The sequence below is a fragment of the Pseudomonas sp. BW16M2 genome, assembly GCF_014268865.1.
GTDB lineage: Bacteria > Pseudomonadota > Gammaproteobacteria > Pseudomonadales > Pseudomonadaceae > Aquipseudomonas > Aquipseudomonas peradeniyensis.
On record NZ_JABWRI010000033.1, the window covers coordinates 19,731 to 37,958 of the forward strand.

At 64.0% G+C, this 18,228-nt stretch carries 5 protein-coding genes and 1 tRNA gene; all 6 read left to right on the forward strand.

The window, feature by feature from the left end:
• The first annotated feature begins 14 nt into the window (after window positions 1-14).
• On the forward strand, window positions 15-1,130 hold the full coding sequence (bamC, locus tag HU735_RS22735; protein ID WP_186715484.1) for an outer membrane protein assembly factor BamC: 1,116 nt from the start codon (window positions 15-17) through the stop codon (window positions 1,128-1,130).
• Window positions 1,131-1,889: an MBL fold metallo-hydrolase gene (locus HU735_RS22740; RefSeq protein WP_186715486.1), complete on the forward strand. Its 759-nt coding sequence runs from the start codon at window positions 1,131-1,133 to the stop codon at window positions 1,887-1,889. It begins immediately after the preceding gene.
• Between the two features lie 29 nt (window positions 1,890-1,918).
• Window positions 1,919-2,629 carry a phosphoribosylaminoimidazolesuccinocarboxamide synthase gene (gene purC / locus HU735_RS22745; RefSeq protein ID WP_011535129.1) on the forward strand — a complete coding sequence of 237 codons (711 nt, stop codon included), beginning with the start codon at window positions 1,919-1,921 and terminating at the stop codon, window positions 2,627-2,629.
• A gap of 91 nt (window positions 2,630-2,720) precedes the next feature.
• Window positions 2,721-2,810 (forward strand) — tRNA-Ser (locus HU735_RS22750).
• Window positions 2,811-2,983: 173 nt separating this feature from the next.
• Window positions 2,984-3,172, forward strand: a complete 189-nt coding sequence (locus HU735_RS22755; RefSeq protein ID WP_110697886.1) for a hypothetical protein — start codon at window positions 2,984-2,986, stop codon at window positions 3,170-3,172.
• A 147-nt stretch (window positions 3,173-3,319) separates the two neighbouring features.
• The gene (locus HU735_RS22760; RefSeq protein ID WP_186715488.1) at window positions 3,320-17,938 is read left to right on the forward strand and encodes a filamentous hemagglutinin N-terminal domain-containing protein; all 14,619 of its coding nucleotides are present in this window, start codon (window positions 3,320-3,322) and stop codon (window positions 17,936-17,938) included.
• The last annotated feature ends 290 nt before the right edge of the window (window positions 17,939-18,228 follow it).

Here is an 18,228-nt window from a genome sequence, read left to right on the forward strand (position 1 = left end):
AGGAAGTACACCGCATGAAGCGACTGGCTGGTCTTTCCGCTCTCGCCCTGATCATCTCCAGCACCAGTGGGTGCGGCTGGCTGTGGGGCGAGGATGGCTATTTCCGCGACCGTGGCAGCGACTACCTGCAGGCGCAGCCGACCGCGCCGATGCAGCTGCCGCCGGACGCCAGCAACGTCAAGCGCCTGGATCCGCTGCTACCGATCCCGCGCAACGTGGCCGACGATCGCGCCACCGGCGAGTTCGAGGTACCCCGTCCACAGCCGCTGTCGGCCACCGCCGACATCAGCGATTTCAGCCTGCAGCGCAGCGGCAACAGCCGTTGGGTGCTGGCCCAGCGCTCGCCTGCCGAAGTCTGGCCGGTGACCCGCCAGTTCTTCGAGGACAACGGTTTCCGCATTGCCGAAGAGCGTCCGCAGACCGGTGAGTTCAACACCACCTGGCAGCGTTTCGACGAGCTGTCGGCTTCCCTCGGCCAGCGTTTGGCCAGCACCTCCAGCAGCACGGACAGCGAAGTCCGTGTGCGGGTGCGCATGGAGCCCGGCGTGCAGCGCAACACTTCCGAGGTGTATGTGGTCAGCGTCGAGCGTCCGGCCGGCAGCACCGCCGAGCCTGACTTCCCGTCCGCGTCCAGCAACACCGGCACCGACGCGCTGTTGGTCGACGAAATGCTCGCCAGCATGAACCGCAGCGCCGAGAAGGGCGGTTCGGTCTCGCTGCTAGCCGCGCGCGACTTCGATGCCCCTAGCCAGGTCAGCCTGAGCGAGGACGGCAGCGGCAACCCGGTGCTGTTCCTGGGCTCCGACCTGGACCGCGCCTGGTCCGGCGTCGGCCGCGCCCTGGAGCAGGGCGAGTGGCGTGTCGAGGACATCAACCGCAGCCTGGGCCTGTACTACATCAACCTGTCCGAGAAGCCCGACGACAAGCAGAAGGAGCCTGGCTTCTTCAGCCGCCTGTTCGGCAGCGAGCCGAGCAAGGAAGAGCGTGAAGCCCGTGCCGAGCGCTACCAGGTTCGCCTGAGCAAGGTCGGCGACAACGTCCAGGTGACCGTCGAGAAGAACATCAACACCGTGGCCCCGGCCGATGTCGCCCGCCGCGTGCTGAGCGCGATCCAGGACCACCTGGGCTAAGTGCGCTTCGCGGTTCTAGGAAGCGGTAGCCAGGGAAACGGCACGCTCGTCGCCAGTGGTGATACCTTCATCCTGGTCGATTGCGGGTTTTCCCTGCGCGAGACCGAGCGGCGCCTGGCGCGGCTCGGGGTGTCGGCCACGCAACTGAGCGCGGTACTGGTAACCCACGAACATGCCGACCACGTGCATGGGGTGGGGTTGCTCTCGCGCCGCTACAATGTACCGGTCTACCTCAGCCAGGGCACGTTGCGCGGCATGCGCAAGCCGGTGGAGGTGGCCGGTTTTCTCGGTTGTGGCGATGAGCTGCAGATCGGCGATCTGCAGGTCAGCGCGGCACGGGTCGAGCATGATGCCTACGAGCCGCTGCAGTACGTGATCAGCGATGGTCGTCGACGCTTCGGCATGCTCACCGACCTGGGCAGTTACGACGCGCGGTTGTTGGAGCGCTATCAGGGGCTCGATGCCCTGCTGATCGAGGCCAACCATTGCCGTGACCTGCTGGCCCGTGGGCATTACCCGCACTTTCTCAAGCTGCGGGTCGGCGGCAGCCAGGGACATTTGAACAACCACCAGGCCGCGAGCCTGGTGGCCGAGTTGGGCTGGCAGAACCTGCAGCACCTGGTGCTGGCCCACCTCAGCAGCAAGAACAACCTGCCACATCTGGCCCGCCAGTGCTTCGTCGACGCCCTCGGGTGCGACCCGGACTGGCTCCAGGTGGCGAATCAGGATCATGGGCTCGACTGGCGCCAAATCGCCTAGCCCACCCACTCAAGCAAGCGGAGCCCATCATGGAAAAACGCGACGAACTCTACCGCGGCAAGGCCAAATCGGTTTACAAGACCGACGACGCCGACCGCTTGATCCTGCTGTTCCGTAACGACACCTCGGCGTTCGACGGCAAGCGCATCGAACAACTCGACCGCAAGGGCATGGTGAACAACAAGTTCAATGCCTTCATCATGCAGAAGCTCGAAGAAGCCGGCGTGCCGACCCAGTTCGACAAGCTGTTGGGCGACAACGAGTGCCTGGTGAAGAAGCTCGACATGATCCCGGTCGAGTGCGTGGTGCGCAACTACGCCGCCGGCAGCCTGGTCAAGCGCCTGGGCGTGGAGGAGGGCATCAAGCTGGAGCCGTCCACCTTCGAGCTGTTCCTGAAGAACGACGAGAAGGGTGACCCCTTCATCAACGAATCCCACGTTGTCGCCTTCGGCTGGGGCACCGCCGAGCAACTGGTCGAGATGAAGAAGCTGTCGCTGAAGGTCAACGAAGTGCTGAGCAAGCTGTTCGACGACGCAGGCCTGCTGCTGGTCGACTTCAAGCTGGAGTTCGGCGTGTTCCACGGCCAGATCGTCCTGGGCGACGAATTCAGCCCGGACGGCTGCCGCCTGTGGGACAAAGAGACCCGCAAGAAGATGGACAAGGACCGCTTCCGCCAGGGCCTGGGCGACGTGATCGAAGCCTACGAAGAAGTTGCCAAACGCCTGGGCGTGCCGCTGTAAGCGGCGCGTTCACGCAAGCGCCTGATACCACGCGAATTTTTTTCAAAAAAGGTTTGCCAGAAACGAAATCGCTGGTATGATGCGCGCCATTGGAGAGATGCCGGAGTGGTCGAACGGGACGGATTCGAAATCCGTTGTACTGGCAACAGTACCTAGGGTTCAAATCCCTATCTCTCCGCCATACGCGAAGTAGTCGAAGCCCCCGAAAACGTTGAGTTTTCGGGGGCTTTGTCGTTTATGCTGCGGATTTTTGCCATTCTCTGGCAGCACGCGGTCACGCAATTTTCTTGACGTCAGATTTTCTGCTCAATTAGTATCTCGGCGCCATGATGGCGTAATGATATCTGATGGGCCATGTCGTTTCACTACCTCGCGATGAGGTTGCGCTTTTCCCCTCGACACCCTCGAATCAAGGTCGCCGACAGCCAGTCCCCGGGGGATCGTCTGTGCCTGGCCGCCAGCGCCACTTTTGCCTGTTCCCTGGAGCGCCCGGGCGTGAGCCGAGCGCTGATCGCCCACCTGTTACGGCTGGAGCTGTTGTAGCAAGCACTGCCACTGCTGACGCGAGACTACGACATGGATGCCCGTCAATTCGTTTTCCTGACCCGACTGCCTTCGGCGACTGTGCAATCGCGCGGATCTTTTTGCGGTATTTCCAAGCGCGCGCTGGCGTTCCTGCTGGCGAACGTCATGTTTTGGCAGCCGCTGTGGGCCCAGGCCGAAGGCATCGCGGTCAGCGCGCCGGGCACGGGGCTGGCCCAAGCGGGCAATGGCGTGCCGATCGTCAACATTGCCACGCCGAATGCCAATGGCCTGTCGCACAACCAGTTCAAGGACTACAACGTCGATGCCCAGGGGCTGATCCTCAACAACGCCATCGAGCGCACGCAGGCCACCCAACTGGGCGGGATCATTGTCGGTAACCCGAACCTCAATGGCCGGGCCGCCGACATCATCCTCAACGAAGTCAATGGCGCAAACCCCAGCCAGTTGCGTGGTTACACCGAAGTAGCGGGCAAGTCCGCGCATGTCATCGTCGCCAACCCCCACGGGATCAGCTGCGACGGTTGTGGTTTCATCAACACGCCCAACGTCACGCTCAGCACGGGCAAGCCGGTGATCGAAAACGGCCAGTTGAGCCGCTACCAGGTCGATCAGGGCACGGTGTCCATCCAGGGCGCGGGGCTCAATGCGAGCAATGTCGACCAATTCGAAATCATTACCCGCGCCACGAAGATCAATGCGCGGATCCAGGCGAACAAGCTGGACATCGTCGCAGGCCGCAACGATGTCGATGCACGCACCTTGACCGCTACCGCCCGCAGAGGCGACGGTAGCCCGACGCAGGAGCTGGCGATCGACTCATCGGCGTTGGGGGGCATGTACGCCAACACCATTCGCCTGGTAGGTACCGAGGCGGGCGTCGGGGTTCGGCTGGCGGGCGACATGGTCGCTGGTGGCGATATCCACATTGATGCCAACGGTAAGCTGGACCTGGGACAGGCCTCCGCGGGCGGCACGCTGGTCGCCAAGGCGCAGGGTATCGATGTGCAGGGGCCGGTCCATGCCGCCAAGGACCTGGCGATCACCAGCCAGGGTGATCTGCGCAACCAGCGGAGTCTGGCCGCCGGCGATAGCCTGCGCCTGGACAGCGCCGGTCGGGTGCTCAATCAGGGCATCGTCGAGGTCGGGGTCAGCGCCGACGGCAGTCGCAATCGACAGGGCGATCTGCAGGTGACCGCGCAAGCCGTCGACAACAACGGGCACACCCTGGCTGCCAGCCGCGACCTCGCTATCAACACCAATGATCTGGCGAACCAGGGCGGCACCCTGAGTGCCGGGCGCAGTGCCCGGATCGACGTGCAGCAGTTGGACAACCAGAATCGGGGGCGTGTCTTGTCTGCAGGGAACCTTGGTGTCAACAGCCAGACCCTGCTCAATGGCCAAGGTGGCTTGATCGCCGGCAGTGGTGCGCTGGACGTCAACAGCAGGACCTTGATCAATCGCAAGGGTGAGCTGTCCAGCCTGGGTCAGGTGACGCTGCGCGTGGCCTCGCTGGACAACGTTGCGGGCCTGGTTTCGGCTGGCCAATCCCTCGACTTGCAGGCCGCTGGTCTGCTCGACAACCGTGGTGGGCAGGTCAATAGCGCGCAGCAACTGACGGCCAGCATCGGCAGCCTGGACCAGCAGGGGGGCGGGCGCCTGCACAGTGACAGTGGCCTGCGCCTCGACGTGCGCCACGGTCACCTGGACAACCGTGGCGGGGTGATCAATGCCAATGGCCAGCTGGTCCTGGAGCATCTGGCCAACGTCGACAACCGCCAGGGCGAGATCTCCAGTAATCGCGCGTTCAGCGTGATGGCGAGTGGCCTCGACAACGGTGCCGGCAAGTTGCTGAGCGACCAGGCCTTGACCCTGAGCATCGCCGGGGCACTGGGTAACAGTGCCGGCCTGATCAGCGCCCAAGGCTTGTGGATCGATGCCGCCAGCCTGCTCAACGATCAACGGGGCATGGTTTCCAGCCAGGGTGGTCTGGGAGCCCGCGTCGCGGGTGCGCTGAACAACCATGACGGCAACCTCAGCGCGCAGGGCGACCTGCAGGTGGCGGTGGGCAGCCTGGACAACAGCGCCGGGCGCCTGCACGGCCAGTCGGGCCTGCGCCTGGACCTGAATCACGGCGCATGGAACAACCAGGGTGGGCTGGTCACGGTGCCTGGCCAACTGCAGTTGCTCAACCTGGCGGCGGTGAACAATCAGGCTGGGGAGATTTCCAGCGCGCTTGGTTTCGAACTGCGCGGCGACCATCTGGACAACCGCGGCGGCAAGCTCAAGAGCGAGGGTGGTCTTGGCCTGGTGGTCGGTGCCGGGCTGGACAACCGGGGCGGTGAGGTGCAGGGCGCGGATGTCCGGCTCGGCCTGGGCGCTTTGGACAACCGCAATGGCCGGATCCAGGCCAGCGCAAGCCTACACCTGGACAGTGCCGGTATCGATAACGGCCACGGTGTCCTGGCTGCGGGCTCCGCGCTGGCGCTGACGGCCACTGGCCTCGACAACGCGTTCGGCAAGCTCACCAGCGGTGCCGACCTGACGGCCATGCTGGCCGGCAACCTGCTCAACCAGAGCGGTCTGTTCAGCGCCGGAGGCAACCTGCAACTGACCGGCGCCGACCTGGTCAACCACCAGGGGCAATTGCTGGCGGGTGCGACCTTGCAGCTAGGTGCCGGGCAACTGGACAACGGCACTGCCGGACGCATTTATGCCCGTGATGTAAAGGCCAGTGTCAGTGGCCTGAGCCAGGTTGGCGGCGGGCAGCTCTACAGCCAGGACAGTCTGACCCTCGACCTGAACAACGGCCATCTGGACAACCGCGGTGGCCTGATCAACGCGCCTGGCCAGTTGCTGCTGAGCAACCTGAACGGGGTCGACAACCAGGGGGGGGAGATTTCCAGTCGGCAGGCTTTCACCGTGGCGGTCGCCAGCCTGGACAACCGAGGCGGCAAGCTGCTTGCGGACCAGCAACTGACCTTGCGTATCGCGCGCGCCCTGGACAACACCCTGGGTCTAGTCAGGGCTGCGGCGCTGGATGCCCGCGTGGCTTCCCTGGCCAACCGCCAAGGCACCCTGGAAGCGCGCAACGGCCTGAAGCTGACGGTGGACGGAGCGCTAGACAACCATCAAGGGCGAGTGAGTAGCGACGGTACCCTGAACCTCGCCGTCGCCGGGCAACTGCTCAACCAGGGCGGCGTACTCGGCGCGGTGGGCACGTTGCAACTGAATGCAGCCGGCCTGGACAACCGGCTGGGTGGGCGGATTGCCACGCAGGGCAACCTGACCCTCGAGGCGACCCAGATCGACAACCGTGGCGGCGAAATCAGCAGCGTTTCCGACCTCACTGTCAACGGCGGCCACCTGGACAACAGCGGCGGCGGTCGGGTGGTCGCCAACGGCAACCTGGCACTGACCCTGGCTCGTCTCGATAACCAGGCCAAGGGCATCATCTCCGGCCAGCGCACGGTCACCCTCGTCGCCGGGCAGCTGGACAACAGTGCTCAAGGCAGCCTGTATGCCAAGCAGGGGCTGTCATTGCTGCTGCGCGACGGTAACGGCGCCAATGGGCAACTGGACAATCGCCAGGGCGTGCTGCGCAGTGACGCCGACCTTGGCCTCGACCTGGTCAACCTGCTCAACGACAGTGGCCGGGTGAGCGGGGCGGGCAACCTGACACTGACGGCGGGGCAGGGTGTTGGCAACGCCGGCGGGCAACTGCTCGCCGGTGGCGCCTTGACCCTGGCCAGCCTCTCGCTCGACAACAGTCGGGGGCGCATCGCCGCCGATGCCGGATTGCGTGTGACCACTGGTGGCTTGAGCAATCAGGCTGGCTACCTCACCAGCGGCGACCGCCTCGACCTCAGCGCCGGCCAGGTCGACAACCTCGGCGGGCGGATCGCCAGCGACAAGGCGTTGAGCGCCACATTGGCCGGGCTCGACCAGCATGGCGGTGGCCAGTTGTACAGTGCCAGTGCCCTGACCCTGGACTTGAGCCAGGGGCTGCTGGACAACAGCGATGGCCTGATCAACGCGGTGGGGCCATTGCGGCTGCGCAACCTGTCCACGGTGATCAACCGGTCCGGCGAGATTTCCAGCGAACAGGGCTTCAGCCTGGTCGCCGAGCACCTGGACAACAGCCACGGTGATCTGCTCAGTGGCCAGGCCATCGATCTGCGCATTCGCCAGGCTTTGCTCAATGTCGGCGGCCAGATTGCCGCAGCCGGCCTGACGGCCGAAGCGGCCAGCCTGGATAACCACGACGGGCTGTTCAGCAGCTCCGCCAACCTGGACCTGACATTGGCCGGCGCGCTGCTCAACGAGGCGGGCGAAGTATCCGGCGCCGGCATCAGTACGATCAGGGCGGCCAGCCTGGCCAACGGCCAGGGCCAGGTGATGAGCGACGGCAGCCTGGACCTGGGCGTGACGGGGGCGCTGTTCAACCAGGGCGGGACCCTGGGTGCCGGCCATGCGTTGAAGGTTGCTGCCACGAGCCTCGACAACCGCAGCGGTGGCAGTCTGGTCAGTGACGGTAGCCTGTCGCTGGCACTCAGCGGTCTGCTGGACAACCAGGCCGCAGGTGCCGTGCTCGCCAAAGGCACCATGGAACTGCTGGTCGATCGCATCGACAACCGCGCGGGTCGTCTTTCCGGGCAGGGCGGCCTGAGCCTGCGTGGCACCTCATTGGATAACCGCGGTGGTGTCGTGCGTGGCAATCAGGACCTGACCTTGCGCCTGGCATTGCTCGACAACCGTGAGGGCCTGCTCAACGGTGCGGGCAAGCTGGATCTCGACAGCGGTGAACTGCTCAACCAGCAAGGCCTGGTCAGTGCGGGTGGCCAGGTTCTGCTACACGCCGACACTGTCAACAATGGCAAAGGGCGCATCGCCAGCCAGGGCGATCTGCTCGCCACCGTTAAAACACTCGATCAACAGGCTGGCGAGCTGGTGGCACAGGGTGGCCTGAGCCTGATCGGCGGCCGGCTGGACAACCGCGCGGGCGGCTTGGTGGGCAGCACGAAAGCGCTGAAGATCGAGGTGGATTCCGCTGACAACCGCGGTGGTGAAATTTCTGGCCAGCAAGATGTCGGTGTCAGTGCAGGGCAGTTGGACAACAGTGGCGGCAAGCTGTTGGCCGGCACCCGCCTGGACATGACCGTGGCCAAGGTCATCAACCAGGCGCGCGGCCTGTTGTTCGGCCAGGATGTCAGCCTGATCGGCGGGCATCTGGACAACACCCAGGGTACGCTCTCGGGGCGGCGCTCGCTGCAGGTTCGTCTCACCGCACAGCCGGCGGCGCTGCTCGATGGCCACCTGTTGAACGGCCAGGGCAAGCTTGTCAGTGAAGGCGCACTGAGCCTCGACGCTGAACAACTGGACAACCGCAGCGGCAGCATTTCCAGCGCCGGCCCGCTGGTGTTGACCAGCGCGGCTGGTTTGCTCAATCAGGGCGGTGTCGTCGAAAGCGCCCAGCACCTCAGCCTCTCCAGCGCCAGCCTGGACAACAGCGGGCAAGGCCTGATCAAGAGCCAGGGCGCTGCGAGCCTGGTCACCGGGCGTCTGGACAACCTGCTGGGTGGCCGGATCATCAGCGACACGACACTGAGCCTGCGTGCCGGCCAGGTCAACAATGGTGGACGGATCGCCAGCAATGGCGTACTCGATGCCCGTATGGCGGGGCTGGTCCAGGATCATGGCGAATTGTTCAGCAACAGCCAGTTGACCCTGAACCTCGACCAGGGGGATTTGAGCAACCAAGGCTTGATCAACGCGTCGCAACTGGTCCTGAAGAACCTTGGCGTGGTCACCAACCGCGGGGGCGAAATCTCCAGCCAGAATGCCTTCACGCTTGCCGCACGCAGCCTCGACAACGGCGGCGGCAAACTGGTCAGCGACCAGGGCCTGGTCTTGCGCAGCGAGCAGGGGCTGGGCAACAGCCAGGGGCGGATCAGTGCCGCGAGTCTCGACCTGGGCAGCCTGAGCCTGGACAACCGCGATGGCCGTATCAGCAGCCGCGGCAGCCTGACGGTGAACGCCCGCGATGCGCTGGTCAACCAGGGCGGCACGCTGATCGCCGCTGGCGCGCTCACGGTCGCCAGCGCCAGCCTGGACAACCGCCACGGCGAGATCGCCGGCAAGGCGCTGGTCGAGGTGAACGTGGCGACCATCGACAACCAGAGCGGCCAGTTGATCGGCACCGACCGCGTCGAGGTGACGTCCTCCCATCTGGACAATCGTGGCGGCCTGCTGGGTGCGACAAAAGCGCTGAAACTCTCGGTCGACACCTTGGACAACCGCGGCGGTGAGCTGACCGGCAACAGCGATGTCTCGGTCACCGGGCTGAGCCTGGACAACAGTGATGGCGGCGTGGTGTTCGCCGCGGGCAACCTGGCGCTAGCCGTGCAGCGTGTTATCAACCACAGCCGCGGCCAGATGAACGGTCAGGGCGTGAGCCTGGTGGGGGCCAGCCTGAGCAACAGCGGCGGCTTCATCCGTGCGCAACTGCCGCTGGTGCTCAAGCTCAGCGGCGACCTGGACAACCAGCAGGGTACCCTGAGCAGTGAGTCGACCCTGGCGCTCACCGCCGACAGTCTCGACAACCGCAACGGTAGCCTGGGCAGCGCCGGCGCACTGTCCTTGAACCTCAAGAACGGGCTGGACAACACCCATGGCGAGCTGGTGAGCGATGCCAGCCTGCTGTTGCGCAGTGCCAGCCTGGTCAACGACCAAGGCAGCCTCAGCGCCAAGGGCGCGGTCGACCTTGTCACCGGGGCCTTGAGCAACCGTGGTGGCCGCCTCAACAGCGCGCAAAGCCTCGACCTCACCGCTGGCCAGGTCAGCAACGGCGGCAGCATCGGCAGCCTCCAGGCCCTGACCGCCAAAGTCACAGGTCTCGATCAACTGGGCGGCAAGCTGATCAGCGACACCCGCCTGAGCCTCGACCTCCAGGGCGGCAAACTGGACAACCAGGGCGGCCTGATCCATAGCGCAGGCCCGCTGCTGCTGGGCAACCTGGTCGATGTGAGCAACCGTTCCGGCGAAATCTCCAGCACCCAGGCGTTCACCCTCGAGGCTCGCAGCCTGGACAACGACAATGGGCGCGTGCTCGCCAGCCAGGACTTGAAACTGGTAATCGCCAAGACCTTGAGCAACATCAAGGGCCTGATCGGCGCCGCCAACCTGCGCATCGACGCGGGTAGCGTGGACAACCGCACTGGCCTGCTCAACAGCCGGGGCGACCTGCAACTGGACAGCGGAGGCCTGCTCGACAACCGCCAGCAAGGCCTGGTCAGCGCGGCGGGCACACTGAAGCTGCGCAGCGGCGACCTGAACAACCAGGGTGGCAGCCTGCTCGGCACCGGTAGCGTGGCCCTGGTCGCGCGCACGCTGAACAACAGCGCCTCCGGCCTGATCAATAGCCAGGGTCGTCTCGATATCACCGCCGAGGGGCTGGACAGCAGCAACGGCGAAGTCTCCGCGCGCGGTGACCTGGGCCTGAAGCTCGGTGCGTTGTCGGTGAACAACGGCCGCATCCTCGCGGAGCAGGCGCTGAGCCTGGACCTCGATGGCCACGACCTGAGCAACCGCAATGGCTTGATCCAGGCGGGTGGCGCGTTGAACGTGCAGCGCGTGGGTGTGTTCGACAACGTGGGCGGCGAGCTCTCCGCCAAACAGGGCCTGACCCTCTCGGCCAACCGTCTTGATAACGGCAATGGCAGGTTGATCGGTACTCGTCAGGTGTTCCTGAACGTCGGCAGCGTCGCCAACCAAAACGGCCTGTTGTCCGGTTGGCAAGGCTTGACCCTGTATGGCGGCAGTCTCGACAACCGCAATGCCGGTACCTTGTCCAGCCGCAGTGGCGCGCTGGACGTGCAACTGTCGGGGAGCCTGCTCAACAGCGGCGACGGAGCCCTGGTCAGCCAGGGCCGCATGGACATTGGCGCGGCCAGCCTCGACAACAGCGGTGGCGTGCTGTCCAGTGGCGACGCCCTGCAGCTGAACGTCACCAGCCTCGGCAACCAGAGTGGCAGCATCGATGCCCAGCAATGGATCACGGTCAATGGCACCGACCTCGACAACAGTGCCGGGCGCATCGCGGGCAACGGCAGCCTGACTCTGGATCTGCGCGGCATCTTGACCAATACCGGCGGCACCCTGGTCAGTGCCGACACCTTGCTGCTCAAGCAGGCGCTGCAAGTTGCCAACCAGGGCGGCAAGATTGTCAGCCGCGGCCGTCTGGAACTGAATGCGGGTAGCCTCGACAACAGCCAGCTTGGCACCCTTGCGGCCAAGGAGCAGGTCAAGGTCAACGCCAGCTCGATCCTGCGCAACAGCGCTCAGGGATTGATCTACAGCGAGAATGCTGATGTCCGGTTGCAGGCTGCCGAGCTGATCAACCAGCAGGGCGAAGTGCAAGGGCACAGCGGGCTGCTGCTGGATGTCGGTGCAGGGTTGGACAACCGTGGCGGCAAGCTGCTTGCCCAGGGTGGCAACCTTGTGGTGCAGCGTGCAGGCAGCTTGAGCAACCAGGGTGGCATCCTCGCCAGCCTCGCCGGGTTGCTGGACGTCAATGTCGGCGGCGTGCTCGACAATCGGCGCGATGCCAGTGGCAAGGGTGGAGTCGTGCAAGGCCAGCAGTTGCTGATGGTCGCCGGCGTGGTCGACAACAGCGGCGGTCGCATCGCCGCGCAGTCGGGTGATGCACGCATTCGTGGTGGGGATCTGATCAACGCCGGTGGCGGGCTTTACGCCAAGGGGCTGGTGCGGGTCGATGGCCTGGGGCTGGACAACAGCGCAGGACAACTGGCCGGTGGACGTATCGAGCTGGCGCTGGGCGATGAGCTGGTGAACCGCTCGGGCGTTATTGAAAGCGATACCCTGCTGCAAGTGTCGGCGGGGGCGGTGGACAACCAGAGCGGCCAGTTGCGAGCCCTGGGGACGACAGGCAAGAGCGATTTCCAGATCCGAGGCGGCTTCGACAACCGCTACGGCCGGGTGGAAATCGGCAACACCGACCTGACCCTGAATACCGCCAGCCTGAGCAACCTCAACGGTATGGTGCTGCACGGCGGCACGGGCAACTTCGACGTGTCCATGGCGAACCTGGCCAATAGCGGTGGCAACTTGGTGACCCGCGGTGGTCTGACCCTGAACGCCGCCAGCTGGACCAACAGCAGCGTGATCCAGGCCGGGCGGCTGACCGTCAATGTCGGTGAACTGAACCAGACCGCCGAAGGGCGACTGCTGGCCTCGGAAAGCTTCAGCGGCAGTGGCAACAATTGGTCCACGGCGGGCGTGATCGCCAGTGACGGTCGTTTTGACCTGACGCTTGGTGGCAGCCTGAATGCCAGCGGGCGCACCAGCAGCCTCGGCGCCATGAACCTCACGCTGGGCCAATTGACCGTGGGAGGGAGCGCCAGCCTGTCGGCCGGCGACAACACCATGGTCAAGGTGGGCGGCCTGTTGAACAACGCCGGGCGCCTGACGTCCGCCGTCAACCTGACCCTCGAGGCCGGCGGCATCAACAACTACGGCTCGCTGGGCAGTGGCCAGGTGTTGACCGCCAGCACCACGAACCTGCTGAACCAAGGCGGGTTCATCTTCAGCGGCGCCGACATGGCGCTCTATGCGCAAAACCTGACCAACCGCGAAGGCGACATCTACAGCCTGGGCGCGATCCGCGTGGCCAGGGATGCGCAAGGCACGCGGGCAGCCTTGCTGGAAAACATCTCCGGGACGCTTGAGAGCCTTGGCGACTTCACCATCGCGGCCACGACCGTCAGCAACAAGCGGTTGGACTTCGACCCGAAGCCGACGGCGCAGTCCGGCTACATCGGTGTTCGTTGCTACAGCTGCTCCAGTTACATGAATGGCAGCGTGCCGATTTCACCGTCGTCGCATCTGGTGTGGGCACAAACCTATGTGTATGACGCGGTTGGGCAGGTCGCGAAGCAGTCCAGCCTGTTCTCGGGCAGGAACCTCTCTGTCAGCAGCGACACGTTCGCCAACTCCAACTCCACGGTTTCCGCCGCCGGGAACATCGATATCAAGACCGGTACGTTCTCCAACACCGGTACTTCGCTCAATGGCTACACGGATCTGAAGTACATCGATGTCGGAACGCCGGGTGGCGGACTGTGGAAAAGCATCTTCAAGTACAACGCCGAGAACGACCTGGGCTACAACGGTGGCATACGCTTCTGGAATGCCGCAGGCGCCGAGTCGATGGCGGCGATTACCGGAGGGAGTCGTCCCATCGGCAAGGGAGAGACCCGTTCGTGGCTGAACTTCGCCAGTATGCGGCTGGACACCAGTCGAGACGCAGGCAAGGCTTACTACGGGTCTTCGGACTTCATGTATCCGGCCAACTATTCAAGTGGCTCGGCGGGCAATGCTCCGGCGATCATTCAAGGCACCAATCCGTTTCTCACCCAGCGCGTAGAGAATGCCGGTTCCAACTACCTGCCCTCGGTGGTAGAGGCCGGCGGCGCCGTCTCCATTACCGCCGCCAGCAAGATCACCAATGGTGTCGAGCGCGCCTACAGCCGTGGCGCGGCAGGGGCTGCCCGCAGCCTGGACACCAAGGTGGCGGGCAGCGCGCCGGTCATCGTCCTGAACCGGCAACTGCCGCCCAACCTGGCCCAGCAACAGGTCAACCCGTTGAGCCTGCCGGGCTTCAGCTTGCCCACCAACCCGAACGGCCTGTTCCGCCTGAGCGACAAGGCTGCCAGCGCGGCAGGCGTTGCCCAGGGTGACAGCACTTCCGGCAATTGGACCTTGGGCGGTGCCAGCATCGATCTGGCACAGCGCGAGCAAGCCGTGCCTGGTGCCTCCGCACGCACCCTCAAGCTGGACGACATCGGTGCGCTTGCGGCAGGCGCGCACCAGGTGGCAGTGACCGCCCGCGAAGCCGCCGTCATCGATGGCAATGGCCGGCCGATCCTGGTTTCCCCGGTTACTGCCGTCGACAACGGCACCTGGCAATCGGGGCGCACCAGCGCCGACGCAATCACCTGCAACGAAGCGATCGGTAGCCAGACGTCCGTCGCTGACAGCACCGGTTCGGTCAGCGCGACGGTTCAGGGGGCCGGCAACACCGGCCCAGGTGATGGGCAGGTGGGTATCAGCCAGCCCACCCGGCCGGACCTGGCGCCCGTGGTGAGCCAAGTCCCGGTCGTGGTGCCTGCCAGCGAACGTGCGGACGTCCCTGGCATCGATGCGCGCACGGCGAAAGTGACGGCGCCCGGCAGCACGCCGGCGACCGCGACGGCTGGCCAGGTCATCCAGCGCGTCGAGGGCCTGCCGGATCGCACGGTACCGCCCCAACCGCACAAGTACCTGGTCGAAACCAACCCGCTGCTGACTGACCTCAAGCAGTTCATGAGCTCCGACTACCTGCTGGCCGGGCTTGGCTACAACCCGGATGAAAGCGCCAAGCGCCTGGGGGACGGCTTCTACGAGCAGCGCCTGATCCAGCAGGCGGTGGTGGCCGCCACCGGCCAGCGTTTCCTCGCCGGGCAGACCAGCGACGAGAAGATGTTCAAGTACCTGATGGACAACGCCATCGCCAGCAAGCAGCAGTTGAACCTGGCGGTGGGCGTGGGCCTGACCTCGGAGCAGGTCGCCGCGCTGACCCACGACATCGTCTGGCTGGAAGAAGCCACCATCAATGGCCAGAAGGTGCTGGTGCCGGTGGTCTACCTCGCCAACGCCAACAACCGCCTGGCGCCCAACGGTGCACTGGTGGCGGGCAAGAACCTCGACCTGATCGCCGGGCAGGACCTGGTCAACGTCGGCACCCTGCGGGCCACCGACAACCTGTCGGCCAGCGCCGGCAACGACATCCTCAATGGCGGCCTGATCCAGGCCGGCAACCGTGTCGACCTGCTGGCGGGCAACGATATCGTCAACAAGGCCGGCGGCATCATCTCTGGCCGCGATGTCAGCCTCACCACGCTGCTTGGCGATGTCGTCAACGAACGCTCGGTGACCAGCCATGTCACCGACAGCGCCCGCCTGTCCGCGCGCAAGGACTACGTAGACAGCGCCGCGCGCATCGAGGCCGCCAACGACATGAGCATCAACGCTGGCCGCGATCTTCTCAGCGCGGGCGGTGTGTTGCAGAGCGGGCGGGACACCACGCTGCAGGCAGGGCGCGACATCGTGCTGGGATCGGCCGAGGCCGTGGACAGTGCCGCCTACGGGCGCACCAAGACCCAGTCGATTGTCCAGAGCGGTTCCAGTGTCACCGCGGGCCGGGATTTCACCGCGGTGGCCGGGCGTGACCTGACCGCGGTGGCCAGCCGGATCGAGGCGCAACGCGATATCGATATTTCTGCTCGGGGTGACGTGACCCTGGCGTCGGCGGCGGATGAGCAGCACGCGTCCTACACCTCGAAGAAACTCAAGACCCAGGAAGACCACGTCAGGCAGGTCGGGTCCGAGCTCAAGGCCGGCGGCGATATCGCCATCAGCGCGGGTGAAGACCTGGCCATGAGCGCCAGCCGCATCAGCGCGGGCGACGAAGCCTACCTCGTGGCGGGTGGCAAGCTTGCCTTGCTCGCCGCCGAGGACAGCGACTATTCGCTGTACGACAAGAAAAAGAAAGGCAGTTTTGGCAGCAAGTACATCAAGCGTGACGAAGTCACTCGGATCACCAACGTCGGTAGCGCGATTACCACGGGTGGGGATCTGACGCTGGTCAGCGCAGGAGACCAGCTTTACCAGGTGGCGAAACTCGACAGCGGTGGCGACCTGACCCTCAGCAGTGGCGGGAGCATCACCTTCGAAGCGGTCAAGGACCTGCATCAGGAAAGTCACATCAAGAGCAAGAACAGCCTGGCCTGGACCAGCGCCAAGGGCAAGGGCAACACCGATGAGACTCTGCGCCAGAGCCAACTGGTAGCCCAGGGCGAGGTGCTGATCAAGGCCGTGGATGGTCTGAAGATCGATATCCGCCAGATCGACCAGGAAACGGTAAGCCAGGCCATCGATTCGATGGTTGCGGCCGACCCGCAACTGGCATGGCTGAAGGACGCCGAACGGCGTGGCGATGTGGACTGGCGTCAGGTCAAAGAGCTGCATGAGTCGTTCAAGTACAGCCATTCCGGCCTCGGGCAGGGGGCCATGCTGGCCATCATTATCATCGTCACCGTGTTGACTGCCGGCGCGGCCAGCGGCGCGATTGGTACTGCGGCGGGGGCCACCGCAGGCTCTGGCTCGGCGATGGCGGCTGGCACGGCGGCGACCGCGACAACCGCTGCAACCTCGGCTGGCTGGGCGAATATGGCGCTGACCGCGGTGGCCACCTCCGCCGCCAGCGGCGCGACGATCAGCACCATCAACAACCGCGGTGACCTGGGAGCGGTATTCAAGGACGTCACCTCCAGCGAAAGCCTCAAGAACTATGTCATTGCAGGTGTCAGCGCCGGGGTGGGTGGTTACGTCGCCGATACGTCGTTCATCACCCAGATGGGCACGCGCCTGGCGGTCAGTTCGGCGCTCAAGACGGTCGCCAGTGGCGGCAAATTCATCGACAACGTCGGAGAAGCGGCGCTGGGCCTGGCTGCGGATGCGTTGACAGGTGCTGTCTACAACCAGGTCGGCAGCAGCCTCGTCGGTTCCGGCTTGCCTACGCGGGTCGCTGTCCATGCCATTGTCGGCGGCTTGATTGGCGAGATGGCCGGCGGGGACTTCGCGACCTCGGCGTTGGCGGCAGGGGCCAACAAGGCGTTGATCCAGATGTACGGGGAGAAGATTTTCCCCGGTGCGGCGCATGACCAGCTGTTGGCCATGACTTCTCAGTTACTGGGGATGAGCGTTGCGGCGGTAGCCGGAGGAAGCGACAAGGACCAGCAGGTTGCCGGTTGGGTCGCCCAACAAGCGACGGTGAACAACTACCTCAAGCACGAAGAGGTGGACAAGTTCGCGCAAGAGTTGGTGGGGTGCCGGGGCGCGCAGAACCCTGCGGGCTGCCGCAGCGGTGTGCTGGATAAGTACGAAGGGATAAGGGTAAGCAAGACCGGCGCCTGGTTCGAAGGCTGCAAGGCAAAGGGGGAGGGCGATTGCAGCAATCAGTACACGGATGTCAAGGCGGGTTCGAGTGCACTGGATGCACTGGCTGAACTGTCGACGCTGACAAACGATGAACGGGCGATGGTGCGCATCATCCAGGATCGCCACTATGACGAGGAACGCCAGGCACAGTATTTCTGGTACCAGACGTTCATGGCGGAATCCGGTGCGGCAGGGATTGCTACGGGATTGGCCGGACGGGGTAGCAAAGGCACTGGTCCAGCTCGGCCGGATTCAGGCCCCACCTCGGGTGTGCTAGGCTCGGAGCCTGGGTCGGTTTCATCGAAAGCTGCTCAGAACGACTTCCCCAGTACGAAAAATGGTCCAAAAGGTACTCCTGCTTGGGATAACGCTATATCTAAAGCTGACGGAGACTTCGGGTATCTCCCGCCTCTCCGGCAGAGCTATGTTAAAGATGTTTACGACTTACAAGGTTCGGTGGGCAAGATGCGTGCCAGTGGCGCTAGCGCAGAAGAAGTTGCAAAGTATGCGCATAACGCAAGAAACGAGTTGAAAATAAAGTACAGGGAGTATACGCCTCCGGAAATGCTTGACGTCATCGATGCAAGGAATTTGGAGCGATATGGTAACAAGATCGGACCCGCATTTGATGATTTGGTTAAAAAGGGTAAAACCTTTGAACAGATAATTGAAAGTTCCACGCGAGCTGGTGGTGGAGATCTTTTTTAATGAAGGATTTTGTTGATGAGAAAGTTTTTTCTCTCGGTCGTATGAGGTCTGGGAGATTGTATGTGGAACTAACTTCTGATGTGGGTTGGGAAGGCTTTCCTAACTATGCTGAGGGATTTGTTAAGTTATTTTCTGGCGAAATTATTAGCAGAAGTGATTCTGTTGATACTAGAGTGTGGGGGGTAATTATAAAAGATCAGCTCCTACGATTAGTTTATGAGGACTTTCCTGTGATGATTAGTTTGGAGTCGCAGAGTGAGGACGGGGATCGTTTTATAGAGGAGTTAAAA